This is a genomic window from Deltaproteobacteria bacterium, from assembly GCA_016930875.1.
Classification (GTDB): domain Bacteria; phylum Desulfobacterota; class Desulfobacteria; order Desulfobacterales.
This window is the reverse complement of record JAFGFW010000089.1, coordinates 1-15,978: the sequence shown is the minus strand read 5'-3', so window position 1 is coordinate 15,978 and position 15,978 is coordinate 1. Positions and strand designations below refer to the sequence as shown.

Here is a 15,978-nt window from a genome sequence, read left to right as displayed (position 1 = left end):
GTAGCCAAGAAGGCTACTATGGCGAAGTCGGCGATTGCAAAAAAGGGCCATTTCTGGATGGAAACTACTTGACCTCTTCAACCGTCAACAGTAAGCGATCCACGCCTACCACACGAACCCTGGCGCCTGCCTCAATGTTCTCCCCGGCTACCGCGTTCCAAAGCTCCCCGTGGACAAAGACCTTGCCTTGCGGCTCAAGCCTGCTCTTTGCTATCCCTATGTCGCCGACCAGACCCCTTTGGCCCGTTTTAGGTTTCGATATCTGGGATCGAAAGACCAGGCCTGCCACTGCGACAAAAAAGCCGGATACCATGACAACCGTTGGACTCAGGACCCGCCATGACAAACGCATTGCAGACCCGGTGCTTTCAAAGAGCATAAGAGATCCTAAGAAGAAACAGATGATTCCCCCAATGCTAAGAAGACCATAGCTCGTCACCTTCATTTCAAGGATAAACAGGACAAGGGCAAGGGCAATGAGCAAGATTCCTGCGTAATTTACCGGAACTGTCTGAAAGGCAAAGAAGGCCAGAATCAGAGACATGGCGCCGATCACCCCTGGAAAAATAGCGCCAGGATGGGACAGCTCAAAATAGAGGCCGGCAAGCCCGATCATCATAAGGATGTAGGCAATGTTGGGATCGCTTAAAGTCTTAAGTATCTTGTCTCTGAGGCTTTCTGCAAGGGACACCCTTTTTACACCTTTGGTGTGTATTGTTTCCTTGCCTTTTAATTCTCGACCGTCAATCTTCTCAAGAAGATCGTCAAGATCCTCTGCGATCAGGTCAATCACGTTAAGCTCTAAGGCCTCCTTCTCTGTCACAGAGACACTTTCGCGAACCGCCTTTTCAGCCCATTCGCTGTTGCGCCCCTTTTTTTCTGCAATGGTTTTTATATAGGCCACCATGTCATTGACAACTTTTTCGGCCATGGTCTTGTCCATCTTCTTTTGCCCGAGGTTGACCGGATGGGCCGCGCCAATATTGGTACCCGGAGCCATGGCAGCAATGTCGGCTGCCATGGTAATCATCACGCCTGCCGATGCCGCCCGCGCCCCGCTTGGTGAGACATATACGACTATCGGGATTTCCGATGACAATATGGCCATGACAATGGATCGCATGGAAAGGGCCAATCCGCCCGGAGTATCAATCTGGATCACGAAGCAACCCGCTCCTTCTCTTGAGGCTGTTTCCATGCTCCTGATGAGATACTCTGCAAGGCCCGGATTGATAGTGCCTGAGACCTTGGCCACATAGACCTCTCCCTCGCCACCTTCAATGATAGGCGGAAAAGCCCCGAAAAACACAATGGCAAATACGAAGGCTATGAGGATATCTCTAGACCTTTTCATAGGCTGCCTGAACCTTTTGGATATCTTCCCAGACATCGCGCTTCTTGGCAGGATTGCGCAGAAGAAACGCAGGGTGATAGGTAGGAAGAAGGGAAATATTTTCATAAGTATGGAAATTGCCCCGCAATTGCGATATGGGCGTATTTGTCTTAAGGAGCGTTTGGGCTGCAAATGTCCCCAGGGCACATATCACTTTTGGCCTGATGGCTCTTATCTGGCGTCGGAGAAATGGGATGCAAGCCCCTATTTCGTCTGGCTCGGGGTTCCGGTTCCCCGGAGGACGGCACTTTATGATATTACAGATGTAGACCTCGTCGCGCCTCAGGTGAATCGCTGCAAGGATTTTAGTCAGCAACTGACCTGCGGGGCCTACAAAAGGCAGTCCCTGCAAGTCTTCTTCGTAACCCGGCCCTTCACCAACAAGGACCAGTCGGGCCCGTGGATTTCCATCACCGAAAACCAAGTGTTTGCGCCCTTTGTGGAGTTTGCACCGGCGGCAGTCTCCAAGGTCCTTTCGGATCATCTCAAGGGTCTCGACCGCTGGTCCTTTGTCCCATTGCTCAAAGGTATTTGCCGACTTTTCAGACAAGGCCACGCCCTTGAATCCCAGCCGCTTTGCGTATTGCAGATAACCCCTGAGGTCACGGACGATTTCTGAAAAATCATCGTAAAGAGCATGGTTGATGGTTTGATCGGTCATTTCTCATCCAGCATCCGGCATCACGCTTCAGGCATCGAGTTTTTCTTGATCTCCAACACTCTATCCAACAGGAGGTCTGCAAGGGCGCTCTTGTGCATAAGGGCAAGAGTTTCGGAGCGTCCGTCCTTAAAATAAAGGTTTACCTGGTTCGTATCCGAACCGAATCCTGAATCATCTCGCCCCACGAGGTTGGCCACAACCAAGTCCAGGTTCTTTGCCGTCAGCTTGGCCCTGGCGTTTTCTTCCAGGTCCTGTGTTTCTGCCGCAAAGCCGACCAAAACCTGATCTTTCTTCCTTTCTCCAAGCGCCTTTAAGATATCGCCCGTCTTTTCCATGGGCCACTGTTGCCCCATCTCGGCCTTTTTCACTTTGTGTTGGAAAACGTCGGCTGGCCTCATATCGGATACGGCTGCCGCCTTGATGATAATCGTACTATGGCCCGCCCGGGCCATAACCGCGTCAAACATCTCTTTGGCTGTCCTAACACGAATGGCCCTCACTCCGTCAGGGTCAGGAAGAGTCGTGGGGCCGCTGATTAAGACGACCTCAGCCCCCCGCCTCCGGGCAACACGGGCCAAGGCGTATCCCATTTTTCCCGAGGAGGAATTGCTAATAAATCTAACCGGATCAATCGCTTCCTGCGTTGGCCCTGCCGTCACCAAAACCTGCTCCCCGGCCAGATCCTGGGGCGTCAACAGGCTCCTGAGTTGCTCTGCGATAGCCTCAAGATCGGCAAGACGCCCTGCGCCCTCATGGCCACAGGCAAGTAAACCGGTTGCCGGACCGACGACATGCATTCCTACCTGGCGGAGCCTGTCTATGTTATCCTGAACTACGGTATTTTCAAACATATGAACGTTCATGGACGGACAAACCAGAACAGGAGCCTTCAGGGCCAATACAAGGGTCGTCAGGGGATCGTCAGCAATCCCATGAGCCATTTTCCCAATGACGTTGGCAGTGGCGGGTATGATCACCGCGGCATCTGCCTCGTCCGCCCATCTGATGTGCCTCAGTACACCATTTTTCCTGCCCTCGAACATACGGGTCCATACCGGATGCCCCGAGAGCGCTTCAAATGTAACCGGCCCTACAAAGGCCTGGGCCGCCTTGGTCATGATGACCCGTATGTCGGCGTTCGACTTGACGAGAAGTCTGAGGAAATCCGCGGCCTTGTATGCCGCGATCCCGCCACAGACACCCAGGACGATCTGTTTATCCTCTAGTGGATCTGGCACGCTAGTTATTTGTTTTTTAAGAACCTACGTTATTTCAGCAGTGTGGCTTCACTGTCCTCCACGGTGGGGGCCACCCAGATTTCGACTTCTGTCTTGAATTGTTTTTCAGTGATATTGACGACGCAGCTTCGATTCGCCTTGCTGAAAAACATGATTGCTCGCGGAGACTTGAAAGCACTCAATAGCCGCCAGTTGTCCTTCACCATGTTGTTTTCGAAAAACCTGACGAGAGAGTCCACCTCCACCCGTCCAGTCAATACCAGCACACCGGCGGTGAACCCCGGGGCGTGATAGATAAAAGATTTTTCCCTAACCACCTTGAGCTCCACAGGGACAAGAACATCTCCAAAATCATAGTAGAGAGGTCCTGGCGTCTCTTCTTCCTCGGTTGTTGCTTGGACGGCTGAATCCTCCGAGCTGGCAGCGCCGCTTTTCAAGCTGGCACATCCGGCAGAAATAATGAGAACAAGTAAAAGCGCCAAGGCACCTCCAAAAAACCTGGATCGTCCAGAATCTGTCATGGCATCCCCTCCCCTTTCATAATGAAGATTATCAAATCAATTGCTTCCCCGAAACGAGGACCGATTCAATGGAAGTTACCATTGTTTGAACACTAACAGCAATGCCAGGCACAGTCAAGGACCTCGTTGTTGTCTCCCGGTTTACACAGGGTTTGTCCCTTGACACATAAGTGGATTTTTCCCTATACTCGTGCCAAAAAAAATGAACACGGGGGTTGCCGATGCCAGTAGAAGAGACCATAAGCATTGAAGATCTTCTGAAAAAGCGGGAAGTTCAAGAGGCAATTAGCAATATTAATAAGGAGTTGATTGAAAGAAGAGAATACGTGCCACCAAAATGTAACGTGTTTTCTTTTCTATATAGTGCCCTGGAGGAAAGTCAACAATATGAATTTTTTGTTGATCAAGAAGCAAGAAGGCAACTGCCAAAGATCATAGATAACAAGGTCCAGACCGTTGTGGGCCTTGAATCCCCTGAGGCATCCTTTAAGGAGAGGTACTGCAAGAAGCGCAATATCGGTATTGTGTTTTCAGGGGGGCCTGCCCCCGGAGGTCACAATGTGATAGCGGGTCTTTATGATGCTGCTAAGAAAACCAATCCTGAAACCAAGATATATGGTTTCCTCCTCGGACCGGACGGTATAATTGAAAATGAAGCCGTCGAACTGACCGGGAGTCTTGTTGATGCTTACAGAAATCTTGGAGGTTTCAGCATGATCAAGACTGGCCGCGCGAAAATAGATACAAAAGAAAAGATGGCCCTTTCAAGGGAGACGTGCAAGAGACTTGAGCTGGATGCCATCGTAATAGTCGGGGGTGATGATTCAAATACGAATGCAGCATTTCTGGCACAAGAGATGTTTGAAGATGGTGTTCAGGTCATAGGAGTCCCCAAAACGATTGATGGCGACATACAGGTAAGAGATGCAAATGGAAATGTTTTGTGCGCCATGTCCTTTGGCTTTCATACGGCTGCCCGGGCTTTTGCCAAGGAGATAAGCAACTTATATACAGACAGCACTTCTGATGTCAAATACTGGCATATTTGCAAGGTTATGGGAAGAGTTGCAAGTCATCTGGCCCTTGAAGTCGTCTTGCAGACGCATGCAAATATTACCCTTATTGGCGAGGATCTCGCCGACTATGTGGACAATAGGAGAATTGAGAAAGCAGAAAAAGAGGGGAAAATAGACTATACTGCCTATGGCATGACCTTGCGGCATCTTTCCCGGGTGCTTTGTGAAGGCATTGTGAAGAGGGCCGCTGTCGGGAAAAACTATGGGGTTATTGTCATACCGGAAGGCGTCCTGGAATTTATCAATGAGATACAGATCTTTATAATAAAGCTGAATTCCATTATCGCAGAATATAACGATGTGCACGATACGGATTTCCACTCGGATTTCCCGCTTCTTGGCGATAAACTGGAATACCTGCGGAAACTTGCCAGGCGTTCACGGGAAGATAGTTCTTTTACCATTTGGACTACACGGGACGATGACCTCTTCGATGACATCCCTGCGTTTTTCCAGGAAGGGCTCCTTACGGAAAGGGACAGCCACGGGAATTTCCAGTTTTCCCAAGTCGAGACCGACAAGGTCATCATGGGGCTGGTGAAAGACTACCTGAAGATCTTAAGGGAAGAGGGAATTTATAAAATAGGAATCGAAAGATCCTATTACGAAAAAAACCTTGAAAAAGAAGGGCTTGACCCCGACTATTTTGGTCCTATGGTGTTTGACAACTATTCTGATGATGCCCAATTTCTGATGGCCAAAGCATCCATCATATCAGCAAGAAGGCTCAAACGCGCCCTAATAAAGGAGGGCGCTATTAAGGAAGATGAAAAAATCCCTGCTCCAGTTGAGAAAATTTTTAAGAAATCCGTTCCCAAGTTCAAGACCCAGGTCCATTTTTACGGTTATGACGGCAGGGGGAGCGATCCAACCAGATTTGACTGCATTTATACCTATAACCTGGGATTAACCGTTTTTAGCCTGATAGCCAATGGTTCAACCGGTCAGATGGCAGCCATAAGGAATCTGGAAAAGGATTTTTCCGAGTGGGAACCGATCGGGATTCCCATTGCTCCTCTTATGCACCTTGAAGAAAGAAAAGGAAAGCTGGCGCTCGTATTGGAAAAAAGCGTGGTGGACGTAAATTCTCCGGCCTTCAGAGTCGTAAAGGCCTTTAGAGATAAGTGGCTCGGGGCAATACCCGAAGAGGATAATTACAGACGGCCCGGCCCGATCAGGTTTGCAGGTAAAAGCGAAGAAGAAAGGCCGATAACGCTCCTCTTGAACGCACTGGGAAGCAGCAGATAGTGCTTGATGCCGGATCCCGGATGCCTGATATCCTCCTTTTCCAGGAAGCAGCTCGCAACACGCAACCGTATTACCCTACCAGAAGAGGGAAAATGTTACAAATCAGGGACTTATAGGTCAAGCTTGGCGACAAAGAAATACTGAAACACACCTACCCCTTCCCCCAGGTTTGGACCCGGTGAAAAGGTTATCAGACGAAAAGGATGTCACAACATGATTAAGGAGATCACCGCGCAGGATCTTAACATCGAGCGCTTCATCAATGAGAAGGTCAAAGAGATCAAGGCGGTTGTTGGCGACGGAATGGCGATCAACGCCCTCTCGGGAGGCGTCGATTCGTCTACGGTCACGATGCTCGGTCATCGAGCCTTGGGGAGCCGTCTTAAGACCCTCTTCATCGAAAACGGGCTCATGCGCGAGGGAGAGTCCGAACAGGTCACGGGTTTTTTTCGAAAGCTCGGCGTCACGGTCGAAGTAGTCGATGCGCGCAAAGAGTTCTTCGCGGCGCTCAAGAAAATCACGGACCCGGAAGAGAAGCGCGAGGCCATTACCCAGACCTTCTACCGAAACGTATTCGGAGGGATCGTCAAGGAAAGTGGAGCTAAGTACCTTCTCCAGGGAACTATCCTGACCGATATAGACGAGACCGTCGCGGGGATCAAGCGGCAGCACAATGTCTTCGAGCAGCTCGGGATCGATCCGGAGGAGGCTTTCGGCTACCGCATCATCGAGCCACTCATTCAGCTTCGCAAGGACGGCGTCAGAAAGATCGGCAAAGCCCTCGGGCTTCCTGCCGAGCTATTCGAGCGCATTCCGTTCCCGGGGCCGGCGCTCTCGGCACGCGTGATAGGCGAGGTGACCCCGGAACGTATCGAGACGGTTCGAAAGGCAACAATCGTTGTCGAGCGATCGCTCAAGGGCATCGGTGCATTTCAGTACATGGCAATCCTTCATGAAGACCGCGTGACCGGCATGCGCGACGGGAAGCGCGATTTCGGTCAGCAGATCGAGGTACGCTGCTGGGACAGCGTCGACGCGCGGACCGCAACACCGACGCGGGTCTCGTTCGAAATCCTTGAGAAGGTCGCTCGGGAGATCGTCCGAGAGGTGCCTGGCATCGTCAGCGTCACGTACAACATAACGCCGAAGCCCCCCTCTACGATTGAAGCAATTTGATGACAGTTGAGTATTCAGAGTCAGAAATGCCTCCAATGTTTTCATGTCCTCAGCGAGCGTTGCAGCGATTCGCTGCGCTCGCTTCTGAACGTGAGGGTTAGCATTCTGGGAGAGTTTGAGAGCAAATGACGATTAGAAAAAAGCATTCTCTAAGGAAAAAACCGGCAAAGCCGAAAATATCAGAAATGGTAATGAGTTTTGCGGGTGATTATATTGCCCTGGGAGAGGATATCGGATGGAAGCAGGAATATCTCAATTGCGTACTACAGTCGACCCAGCTTTGTAAGTGATCATTGCAAGTTCAGCCTACCGAGGCTTTACATTCTTGTGAACCCAGTCCACAATAGCCTCAAGGGAACTGCCAGGAGGGAAGATCTCTCGAACGCCCATGGCCTTGAGTTTGTCTACGTCTTTTTCCGGAATGATACCACCGCCCACCAGCATGATATCATCCGCCCCCTGGCTCTTCAGCAGATCGATGACCTTCTGAAACAGATAGAGATGAGCGGCGGCCAGGCTGCTCAGACCAATCAAGTCCACATCTTCCTGGATGGCGGCGCTGACAATCTGCTCGGGTGTTTGATGAAGACCCGTATAGATGACCTCAAAACCCGCGTCTCGAAATGCCCTGGCAATAATGCGCGCACCCCTGTCATGGCCGTCGAGGCCGGGTTTTGCTACGAGTATTCTGATTTTGCGTGCCATGAGCTTATAAAGCTAGAAAGTTCCTGGGTCTCTATAAATGCCAAATACCTTCCTGAAAACATCACACATTTCCTGCAAGGTCGCATAGGCTGATGCGGCCTCAATGAGGCAAGGCATAACATTGTCCTTGCCGGTGCACGCCTCCCCAAGTCGCTCCAAACATTGCTTGACCCTTTTCTGGTCTCGGTTGTTCTTGACTTCATTTGTCCGGGCAAGCTGACGATCTTCCAGGGCCTCGTCAGTCTGGTAGATATCAACCGGAATTTCCTCGTCGATTACATACTTGTTAACACCTACCATAATCTTTTTCTGTTCGTCAAAATCCCGTTGAAAGCTGTAAGCGGCATCTGCGATTTCCATCTGGGGATAGTTTCTTTCGATGGCCTTCAACATACCGCCCTTATCGTCAATCTTGTTTATGTATTCGCAGGCGGCCCGCTCCATCTGATCGGTTAAGGACTCCACAAAGTAAGACCCGCCAAGCGGATCTATGGTATTGGCCACACCCGTCTCCTCAGCCAGGATCTGCTGGGTTCGCAAGGCAATCGTTGCGGCCTCTTCCGTGGGAATGGCAAGGACCTCGTCAAAGGAATTGGTATGAAGAGACTGAGTGCCACCCAGCACGGCAGCCAGCGCTTCCACAGTGGTTCGAACTACGTTGTTGAAAGGCTGTTGAGCCGTCAGGCTGCAGCCTGCTGTCTGCGTATGGAAACGGAGCCACAAGGAACGTTCTGATTTTGCCTTGAACCGATTTTTCATAATGTCTGCCCACATCCTGCGGGCGGCCCGGTATTTGGCGATCTCTTCGAAAAAATCAACATGTGCATTGAAAAAAAATGAGAGGCGAGGGGCAAAGGCATCCACATCAAGGCCACGCTCAATCGCCGCTTGGACGTAGGCGATACCGTCGGCCAGGGTGAAGGCGAGTTCCTGCACGGCCGTAGAACCTGCTTCGCGGATGTGATAACCGCTTATGCTTATGGTGTTCCACCTGGGAACCTCCAGGGTTCCAAACTCAATAGTGTCAACAATAAGGCGCATGGAGGCCTCAGGCGGGCACATAAAGGTCTTCTGGGCAATAAATTCCTTTAGCATATCATTCTGAATGGTTCCGCCCAGTTTTTCCCTGGGAATCCCCCTTTTTTCTGCCGTGGCAATATACATGGCCCACAGGACCGGAGCCGGGGGGTTGATCGTCATGGAAGCGGTGAGTTTGTCTACAGGCAGTCCATCAAAGAGGATTTCCATGTCTTTCAAGGTGTCGATGGCCACACCGCACTTTCCGCATTCTCCGCTGGCTTTGGGGTCGTCGGTGTCATAGCCCATGAGTGTTGGCATGTCGAAGGCCGTGGAGAGCCCGGTCTGCCCCTGGCTGACCAGATAATGAAACCGTTCGTTGGTTTCCTCCGCGCTTCCAAGGCCCGCAAACATCCTCATGGTCCACGGTTTGCCCCGATACATGGAGGCCTGTACACCTCTGGTAAAAGGATACTGCCCCGGGAAACCCAGCTTGTCCGTATAGTCAAAGTCGTTTATGTCAACCGGCGTGTATAGTGGTTCTATCTCCTTTCCTGAAACTGTGGTAAAGGTCTCCTTGCCTGACCGGAGGCCTGCCGGCTTTTTTTGAAGTTGCTCCTGCCAGGCCTTTTTGCCCAACTTTATCTTGCCGACTTCATCTAGCTTAAACAGTGCGTTCATTGAGTTCCTCTCAAAGCTCTATACCAACCCGAGCCGCCTGTCCCTGGTTGAAATAATGCTTGATGCATTGCATTGTAGTCACCAAGTCGGCCCTTTGAATGAATGATGAGGGAGCCTCTCGGCCTGTAAGGACCAGCTCAACATCATTTGGTTTGGTATTCATGAGATCCAACACGGCATCTTCGGGAACCAGACCCATGGAGACCGCCACATTAATCTCATCCAGGATGAGGAGATTGCAAAGCCTTTTGTCCAGAACCCTCCTGGCTTCCTCGAGGGCAGCTTCTGCCAGGCTCAGGTCCTCTGGCCCAGGGCCCTCCGGGCCAACAAAACCCTTTCTCCCCATAGGCTTGATCTCGAGATCAGGAAAGAGGCGCCTGCCCATGGCCAATTCACCGGTCCGGCTGTCTCCTTTCAAGAACTGAATCATAATGACCTTCAGCCCCTGGCCCAGGGCGCGAAGGGCAAGACCCAGAGCTGCCGTGGTTTTGCCTTTTCCGTCGCCTGTGTAGACCTGTATGAGCCCCTTTTCGAGTTCCACTTACTTCTTTTTTGTCTGTTTCAAGAGATTCCGCGCTATAACCAACCTCATGATCTCATTGGTTCCCTCATAGATCTGGCAAATCTTGGCATCGCGCATATGACGTTCCATGGGAAACTCCTTGCAGTAGCCGTATCCGCCAAGTATCTGAACTCCTTCCACAGCAGCCCGCATAGCAATGTCTGAGGCATACATTTTGGCCATGGCAGACTCCTTTTCAAAGGGCTTGCCTTGATCCTGCAACCAGGCGGCCCTTAGAAGCAGGAGTTCAGCTGCATCCATCTCGGTGGCCATGTCTGCGAGTTTCCACTGAATTGCCTGAAATCTGCTGATCGGTTTTCCGAACTGTTCGCGCACCTTTGAATATTCAAGGGCCTCTTCCAGGACTGCCCGGCCGATCCCCACTGCTTGCGCCCCGATTCCGAGACGGCCTGCATCAAGAGTCGTCAGCATCTGCCTCAGGCCCGCCCCAGCTTCTCCGATGATATTCTCTCTGGGGATACGGGCGTCAGTAAAAACCATTTCTGCAGTGCCGGAGGCCTTGATTCCCATCTTGTCTTCCACGCGGCCCACTGAAAAACCAGGGGTATTTTTCAAGTCAACAACAAAAGAACTGATCCCCTTGTATCCTTTTTGCTTGTCTGTCATTGCGGCCAGGACGCAATAATCCGCTACATTGCCGCTGGTGATGAATTTCTTTTCTCCATTGATGACCCAGGTGTCTCCGTCAAGCTCCGCAGTGGTTCGCAAGGAAGCCGGGTCTGAGCCGGCCCCCGCTTCGGTCAGGGCGTAGCAACCGATCGCCTTGCCACTGGCCACTGGCGTGAGATAATTGCGCTTCTGCTCGTCGCTGCCAAAGGTGTTGATGGGAAAACAGTACAGGGAATTATTCACCGACATGATCACGCCGGTAGATGCACAAGCCTTAGATATTTCAATAACAGCCAACATGTAAGAGACATAGTCCATCGCGGCCCCGCCATACTCATCCGGAATGGCAATTCCCATGAGGCCCAATTCTCCCATCTTCTGGCATAATTCAACCGGATGTTCTTTTTTGTCATCAAGTCGGGCGGCCACAGGTTTGATTTCATTTTCTGCAAAACGCCGGCACATGTCCCTGATCATTTTCTGCTCTTCGGTCAGCTCAAAATTCATATTACCTCCTCTGTCACACCAGCTTTCCCGAAAACTTGGGCGTTCGTTTTTCCAGAAAGGCAGTGGTTCCCTCCTTTTGGTCGGGGCTGGCAAAACAGATGGAAAATGCGTCTGCTTCCAGGGCACACCCGTTTTTTAGGTCCACGTCAAATCCGTTGTCAATAACATGCTTAACGGCCCTGAGAGACACAAGACCTTTTTCTGCTATCGCCTTTGCTATCTTAAGCGTCTCTTCCATCAGGGTTTCTGCTGGAAATACCCTTGTAACCAGGCCCATGGCAAAGGCTTCCTGGGCAGTGATGATGCGCCCTGTCATGCAGAGTTCCTTTGCCCGTCCTTTTCCCACCAGGCGGGCCAGACGCTGCGTTCCGCCAAAACCTGGTATGAGCCCCAGGTTAATTTCCGGCTGTCCGAGTTTTGCCTTTTCTGAAGCACAAATAAAATCGCAAGCCATGGCGATTTCGCAACCACCTCCCAAGGCAAAGCCATTAACGCAAGCAATGACCGGAATATCCATGGCCTCCAGGGCGAACAGGGCCCATTGTCCGGCCAGCGCAAACTGCTTCGCGCCAAGCGGGTCAAGGCCTTGCAACACTTGAATGTCAGCGCCGGCCACAAAGGCCCTCCCGGCCCCTGTCAATATGAGGACCTTGACTTCATCCATCCTCTCAACCTCGGAAATGGCCTTATGAAATTCTCCGATCACCTCCGGGCTAAGGGCATTGAGCGCCTTGGGCCGATCAAATGTAAGGGTTGCAATGGCTTCGGATACTTCAAGTCTAATCATCTTATAAGACATAACAACCTCCTTAATCCCTTTCTAACAGCAAACAGACGGCCTCGCCGCCGCCCAGGCATAGTGATGCCACTCCGCGTTTTGCATCGTTATCCTTCATCAAATACAGCAGGGTCACAAGAACCCTGGCGCCGCTGGCGCCAATAGGATGACCGAGCGCCACTGCCCCGCCCCGCATGTTCACCTTGGCAGGATCAAGTCCCAAAGTCTTGGTAATGGCCACGCTTGAAGCAGAGAAGGCTTCGTTGATGTCAAAGATGTCAATGTCGCCAGTGGCAAGGCCTGCTTTTTTCAGGAGCTTGGGGATGCCGTAGATGGGCGCTATGAGAACGTATTTTGGGTCAATGGCCACGGAGCATTGTGCGCCCACACGGGCCAGGGGTTTCAAGTTCATGGCTTCAGCCTTTTCTCTGGTCATCAGGACTACGGCCGCAGCCCCGTCGCTAATCTTGGAGGCATTTCCCGCCGTCACCGTGCCGTTCTTTTTAAAGGCCGGCGCAAGTTTGGCCAAGGCCTCCATGGAGGTTGGACGGACCACTTCGTCCTTTGCAAAGGAGATTGGATCGCCTTTTCTTTGCGGTATCTCTACAGGAAATATCTCCTGGTCAAATACCCCTTCACTCTGTGCCTTTAAGGCCTTGTTGTAAGAATTCAGCGCGAATTCATCCTGATCCTCTCGGGTAACCTCATACTTTTCCGCACAAAGCTCCGCACTCATACCCATGTGAAAGTCATTGACGTGGCACCACAGGCCGTCGTGCACCATACCATCAATCAGTTTGCCGTCTCCCATGCGATACCCTGTTCGAGCCTTTTTCAAGAAATAGGGCGCAAGATTCATATTTTCCATGCCGCCGGCCACGATCACGTCCGCATCGTTTGTCATCATAGCCTGGGCGCCCAGCATGACGGACTTTAAACCCGAACCACAAACCTTGTTTACTGTGAAGGCTTCCACATCATACTCAAGGCCTGCCTTGATCAAGGCCTGTCTGGCCGGATTCTGTCCCAGACCGCACGGGAGGACACTGCCCATGATCACTTCATCAACATCTTCTGAAGAGATCCCTGCGCGTTTCATGGCTTCTCTAATGGCATACGCTCCCAGGTCAGTGGCCGAGATATTCGACAGGGTCCCTTGAAATGCTCCGACAGCTGTTCTCGCCGCACTCACAATGACAACTTCTTTCATAAATCCTCCTTCTATCTATCGCGTAGTCGCTTAAAAATCTTACCATAATAAGCCCGGCAGGCCATTGTCAAACGGTTATGAAATCTCCTGGCGAGTTCGCAAAATCAGGTTGCATGAGAATTTTCCGGTCTATATAGCGGTGTGAATACGATTCTGTCCATGGTGGCGACCCGATATCGTGAGCGCCTCTTTCTTTCGACACAGTAAGCATCCAAGAACAGCTTGGACCGGCTTAAACAGAGATCAAAGGGATCCAATGCGACTCGTCTTTCTCGGGCGCTGTGCCGAAAACGGACTATGATGCGTCTTTTCTCTTCCACTGCACGAATGATGTCTTCGAGAATATCCGGCCTGCAACCAAAACCGTCTTTGATAATCACATCCTGGATTAGAGGCCTCAAAAGCTGTTTTTGAGATTCCGGCATGTGGTTGACAATGGCATAAAGGCCATTAAGGGCGCGTCTCACGACGGAGAAATCCTGGGTGGCAAACAGATGGCGGGCAGCCAAAACAAGTGACAAGATCTCGCTCAGCGGGAACTCGCTTATGGTGATCAGGGGGTCGCTAAGGATGGCAAACTGCCCCTTTGCCCTGGAAAACCGGAATCCCATCCGGGCCAGTTCATTTCTGTCGTAGTAGAATTGCCTAAGAGAGATTCCAAGGTCTTTGGCGATCTGTACGGGATGCTTGTGCGGCTGGGTCCTGACTTCGACAATCATCCGAAGTAGGCGTGCAAGACGGTGACTTTGCATGAAAAAACAATAAATTTTAATGGGTTCAAAGTCAAGGCCAAAAACACGAATTTTGCAACTAAAAGCCAACGTTGTTGACAGCCTTGAGGGCGTGCTGCTAATGCTTCACCTATGGTTGATAAAATCCGCATTGGGGCACTGATTTCAGGAGGGGGAAGCAACTTGCAGGCTATTATTGACGCCTGCGAGTCTGACCAGATAGACGGAAGGCTCGTCTTTGTGGGTTCGGATAACCCTGATGCCCATGGGCTGAATAGGGCGGAAAAACACGGGATTCCCACATTTGTAACTGATTATAAGGCCATCTTTGGGCGAGCGCGAGACCAGCGACTGGAAAACCTTGTGCCCAGGGATTTGGATCTGAAAAAAATATTGGCCTCACAAGAGCTAAAGCCGCCTGCTTCAGGCAAAGAAAAAGTTGCAAGATTCTTTTCTACGAGGGCTGTCGCAGAGGCAGATTTGCTCAAGAAGATGGCTGTCTACCCCTTTGACCTGTTGGTCTTGGCCGGATTCATGCGAGTCCTTACTCCCTACTTCATAGATCGGACCAACACAGATCCGTCAAGCCCCCGGATTATGAACATTCATCCTGCGCTCCTGCCGTCTTTTCCGGGTGTGGACGGCTACGGGGACACCTATCGTTATGGGTGTAAAGTGGGAGGATGCACGGTTCATTTCGTGGACTATGGAGAAGACACAGGACCCATTATTGGGCAGAAAGCCTTTGAAATCGTGCCTGAAGATACCCTTGAGTCGGTCAGGGCTAAGGGCCTGAAGCTTGAGTGGGAGCTCTACCCGGCATGCATTCAGTTGTTTGCAGAAAATCGCCTGAAAGTCGTTTTGAAGACTTATGCACTGGAAAACGGAAGAGTGTTTAAGAAAAAGTTTGTCGAAATTAAAGGGTGATGATATATATATGTATTAAAGTTGGGGGGTTGGCCCCTGAATGTATCACCGCGTCATCCAAAGGAGGTATCCCTGATGTATGTTGGCCGTGTCATGCACACAGACCTTGTCACAGTGCCACCTGATACTTCGCTTGTACAAGCACAGAATATAATAGCTGAAAGGCGAATTGCCCACCTTCTCGTTGTAGACAAGGATGAAAATCTGGTGGGGATCGTTTCGGATAGGGATCTTAAGCAGAGCTGGGCATCTCCGGCAACAACACTTAGCGTTCATGAGTTGAACTATCTGCTGAAGCAGTTGACAGTAGATATGATCATGAGGAAAAAGATCATTACCATCTCGCCCGACACAACCATTGAGCGTGCGGCTCGTATCATGCAAGAAAACAGGATCAGCGCACTTCCTATCATGGAAAAGGAAAAGCTCGCGGGCATCATCACAACCACCGACGTCATGGATGTGCTGCTTCAAGCCATCGGCATCGACACGGACAGTTCCCGTTTCACGGTTCTGATTGAGGATCGCATCGGGATCGTGGCAGAGGTGTCCAGAATCCTCAAAGAGAAACAGATCAATATTCGGAGTCTTGTCACTTGGCCGGCGAGAGAATTCCCTGGAGTATATCAACTCGTCATGAGAGTGGCTGCCGCGGATAAGGAGAAAGCCGTTTCTGCTTTGACTGACAGCGGATTTAGGGTGTTAACAACATACGTCAGGGACCTCACCCCATACTTGCCAAAGGGGTAAAGAATCCACGCCCAGAGACGTGGCCTTGATCTGCCCCCTTGAAGCGGGCCAGGCGCTCCGCGAACTCACGAATGCCTGAAAAAAATGCCTTGTATACTGGAATTTAGATATAAGAGTTAGCATTTGAGGGTACGGGGGATGTCCCCAGCCCTCCAATATTACAAGTT

The 15,978-nt window shown here is 51.1% G+C and carries 16 protein-coding genes; 5 read left to right on the top strand and 11 right to left on the bottom strand.

Annotated features, from left to right (window positions below):
* Positions 1-64 precede the first annotated feature (64 nt).
* From JW883_08500 to JW883_08485, 4 genes are read right to left on the bottom strand one after another with little or no spacing between them, the layout of a single operon-like run.
* Positions 65-1,354: a nodulation protein NfeD gene (locus JW883_08500; GenBank protein ID MBN1842304.1), complete on the bottom strand. Its 1,290-nt coding sequence runs from the start codon at positions 1,352-1,354 to the stop codon at positions 65-67.
* Complete coding sequence (locus JW883_08495; protein ID MBN1842303.1) at positions 1,341-2,054, bottom strand: uracil-DNA glycosylase; 714 nt, start codon at positions 2,052-2,054, stop codon at positions 1,341-1,343. Before JW883_08495 ends, JW883_08500 begins: the two co-directional genes overlap by 14 nt.
* A 20-nt stretch (positions 2,055-2,074) precedes the next feature.
* Complete coding sequence (gene coaBC / locus JW883_08490; GenBank protein MBN1842302.1) at positions 2,075-3,292, bottom strand: bifunctional phosphopantothenoylcysteine decarboxylase/phosphopantothenate--cysteine ligase CoaBC; 1,218 nt, start codon at positions 3,290-3,292, stop codon at positions 2,075-2,077.
* A 29-nt stretch (positions 3,293-3,321) separates the two neighbouring features.
* Entirely contained in the window at positions 3,322-3,813 is a 492-nt protein-coding gene (locus JW883_08485; GenBank protein ID MBN1842301.1) for a hypothetical protein, read from the bottom strand.
* Positions 3,814-4,034: 221 nt separating this feature from the next.
* On the opposite strand from JW883_08485, the gene JW883_08480 reads away from it, so the two are divergent.
* The 3 genes from JW883_08480 to JW883_08470 all read left to right on the top strand — a co-directional run bounded on the left by JW883_08480 (position 4,035) and on the right by JW883_08470 (position 7,603).
* Positions 4,035-6,137 (top strand): 6-phosphofructokinase, encoded by a 2,103-nt coding sequence (locus JW883_08480; protein MBN1842300.1) that lies wholly within the window; start codon positions 4,035-4,037, stop codon positions 6,135-6,137.
* A 213-nt stretch (positions 6,138-6,350) separates the two neighbouring features.
* Positions 6,351-7,313, top strand: a complete 963-nt coding sequence (locus JW883_08475) for an ExsB family transcriptional regulator (protein ID MBN1842299.1) — start codon at positions 6,351-6,353, stop codon at positions 7,311-7,313.
* A 125-nt stretch (positions 7,314-7,438) separates the two neighbouring features.
* Positions 7,439-7,603 carry a hypothetical protein gene (locus JW883_08470; protein ID MBN1842298.1) on the top strand — a complete coding sequence of 55 codons (165 nt, stop codon included), beginning with the start codon at positions 7,439-7,441 and terminating at the stop codon, positions 7,601-7,603.
* Positions 7,604-7,619: 16 nt separating this feature from the next.
* Here the strand turns inward: JW883_08470 and JW883_08465 are convergent, their stop codons facing one another.
* The 7 genes from JW883_08465 to JW883_08435 all read right to left on the bottom strand — a co-directional run bounded on the left by JW883_08465 (position 7,620) and on the right by JW883_08435 (position 14,122).
* Positions 7,620-8,018: a cobalamin B12-binding domain-containing protein gene (locus JW883_08465; GenBank protein ID MBN1842297.1), complete on the bottom strand. Its 399-nt coding sequence runs from the start codon at positions 8,016-8,018 to the stop codon at positions 7,620-7,622.
* A gap of 12 nt (positions 8,019-8,030) precedes the next feature.
* Positions 8,031-9,716, bottom strand: coding sequence for a methylmalonyl-CoA mutase family protein (locus JW883_08460; protein MBN1842296.1), 1,686 nt, complete (start codon positions 9,714-9,716; stop codon positions 8,031-8,033).
* A 10-nt stretch (positions 9,717-9,726) separates the two neighbouring features.
* Positions 9,727-10,257 (bottom strand): cob(I)yrinic acid a,c-diamide adenosyltransferase, encoded by a 531-nt coding sequence (locus JW883_08455; protein MBN1842295.1) that lies wholly within the window; start codon positions 10,255-10,257, stop codon positions 9,727-9,729.
* Positions 10,258-11,415, bottom strand: a complete 1,158-nt coding sequence (locus tag JW883_08450; protein MBN1842294.1) for an acyl-CoA dehydrogenase — start codon at positions 11,413-11,415, stop codon at positions 10,258-10,260. It abuts the gene before it with no gap.
* Between the two features lie 13 nt (positions 11,416-11,428).
* Positions 11,429-12,214 (bottom strand): enoyl-CoA hydratase/isomerase family protein, encoded by a 786-nt coding sequence (locus JW883_08445; protein ID MBN1842293.1) that lies wholly within the window; start codon positions 12,212-12,214, stop codon positions 11,429-11,431.
* 10 nt (positions 12,215-12,224) lie between these two features.
* Positions 12,225-13,403 carry an acetyl-CoA C-acetyltransferase gene (locus JW883_08440; GenBank protein ID MBN1842292.1) on the bottom strand — a complete coding sequence of 393 codons (1,179 nt, stop codon included), beginning with the start codon at positions 13,401-13,403 and terminating at the stop codon, positions 12,225-12,227.
* Between the two features lie 104 nt (positions 13,404-13,507).
* Positions 13,508-14,122, bottom strand: a complete 615-nt coding sequence (locus JW883_08435; GenBank protein ID MBN1842291.1) for a WYL domain-containing protein — start codon at positions 14,120-14,122, stop codon at positions 13,508-13,510.
* Between the two features lie 144 nt (positions 14,123-14,266).
* Here JW883_08435 and purN point away from each other — a divergent pair, with 144 nt between their 5' ends.
* Both purN and JW883_08425 read left to right on the top strand, forming a co-directional pair.
* A complete protein-coding gene (gene purN / locus JW883_08430) occupies positions 14,267-15,061 on the top strand; it encodes a phosphoribosylglycinamide formyltransferase (GenBank protein MBN1842290.1) in 795 nt (264 codons plus the stop codon).
* Between the two features lie 75 nt (positions 15,062-15,136).
* A complete protein-coding gene (locus JW883_08425) occupies positions 15,137-15,811 on the top strand; it encodes a CBS domain-containing protein (protein ID MBN1842289.1) in 675 nt (224 codons plus the stop codon).
* The last annotated feature ends 167 nt before the right edge of the window (positions 15,812-15,978 follow it).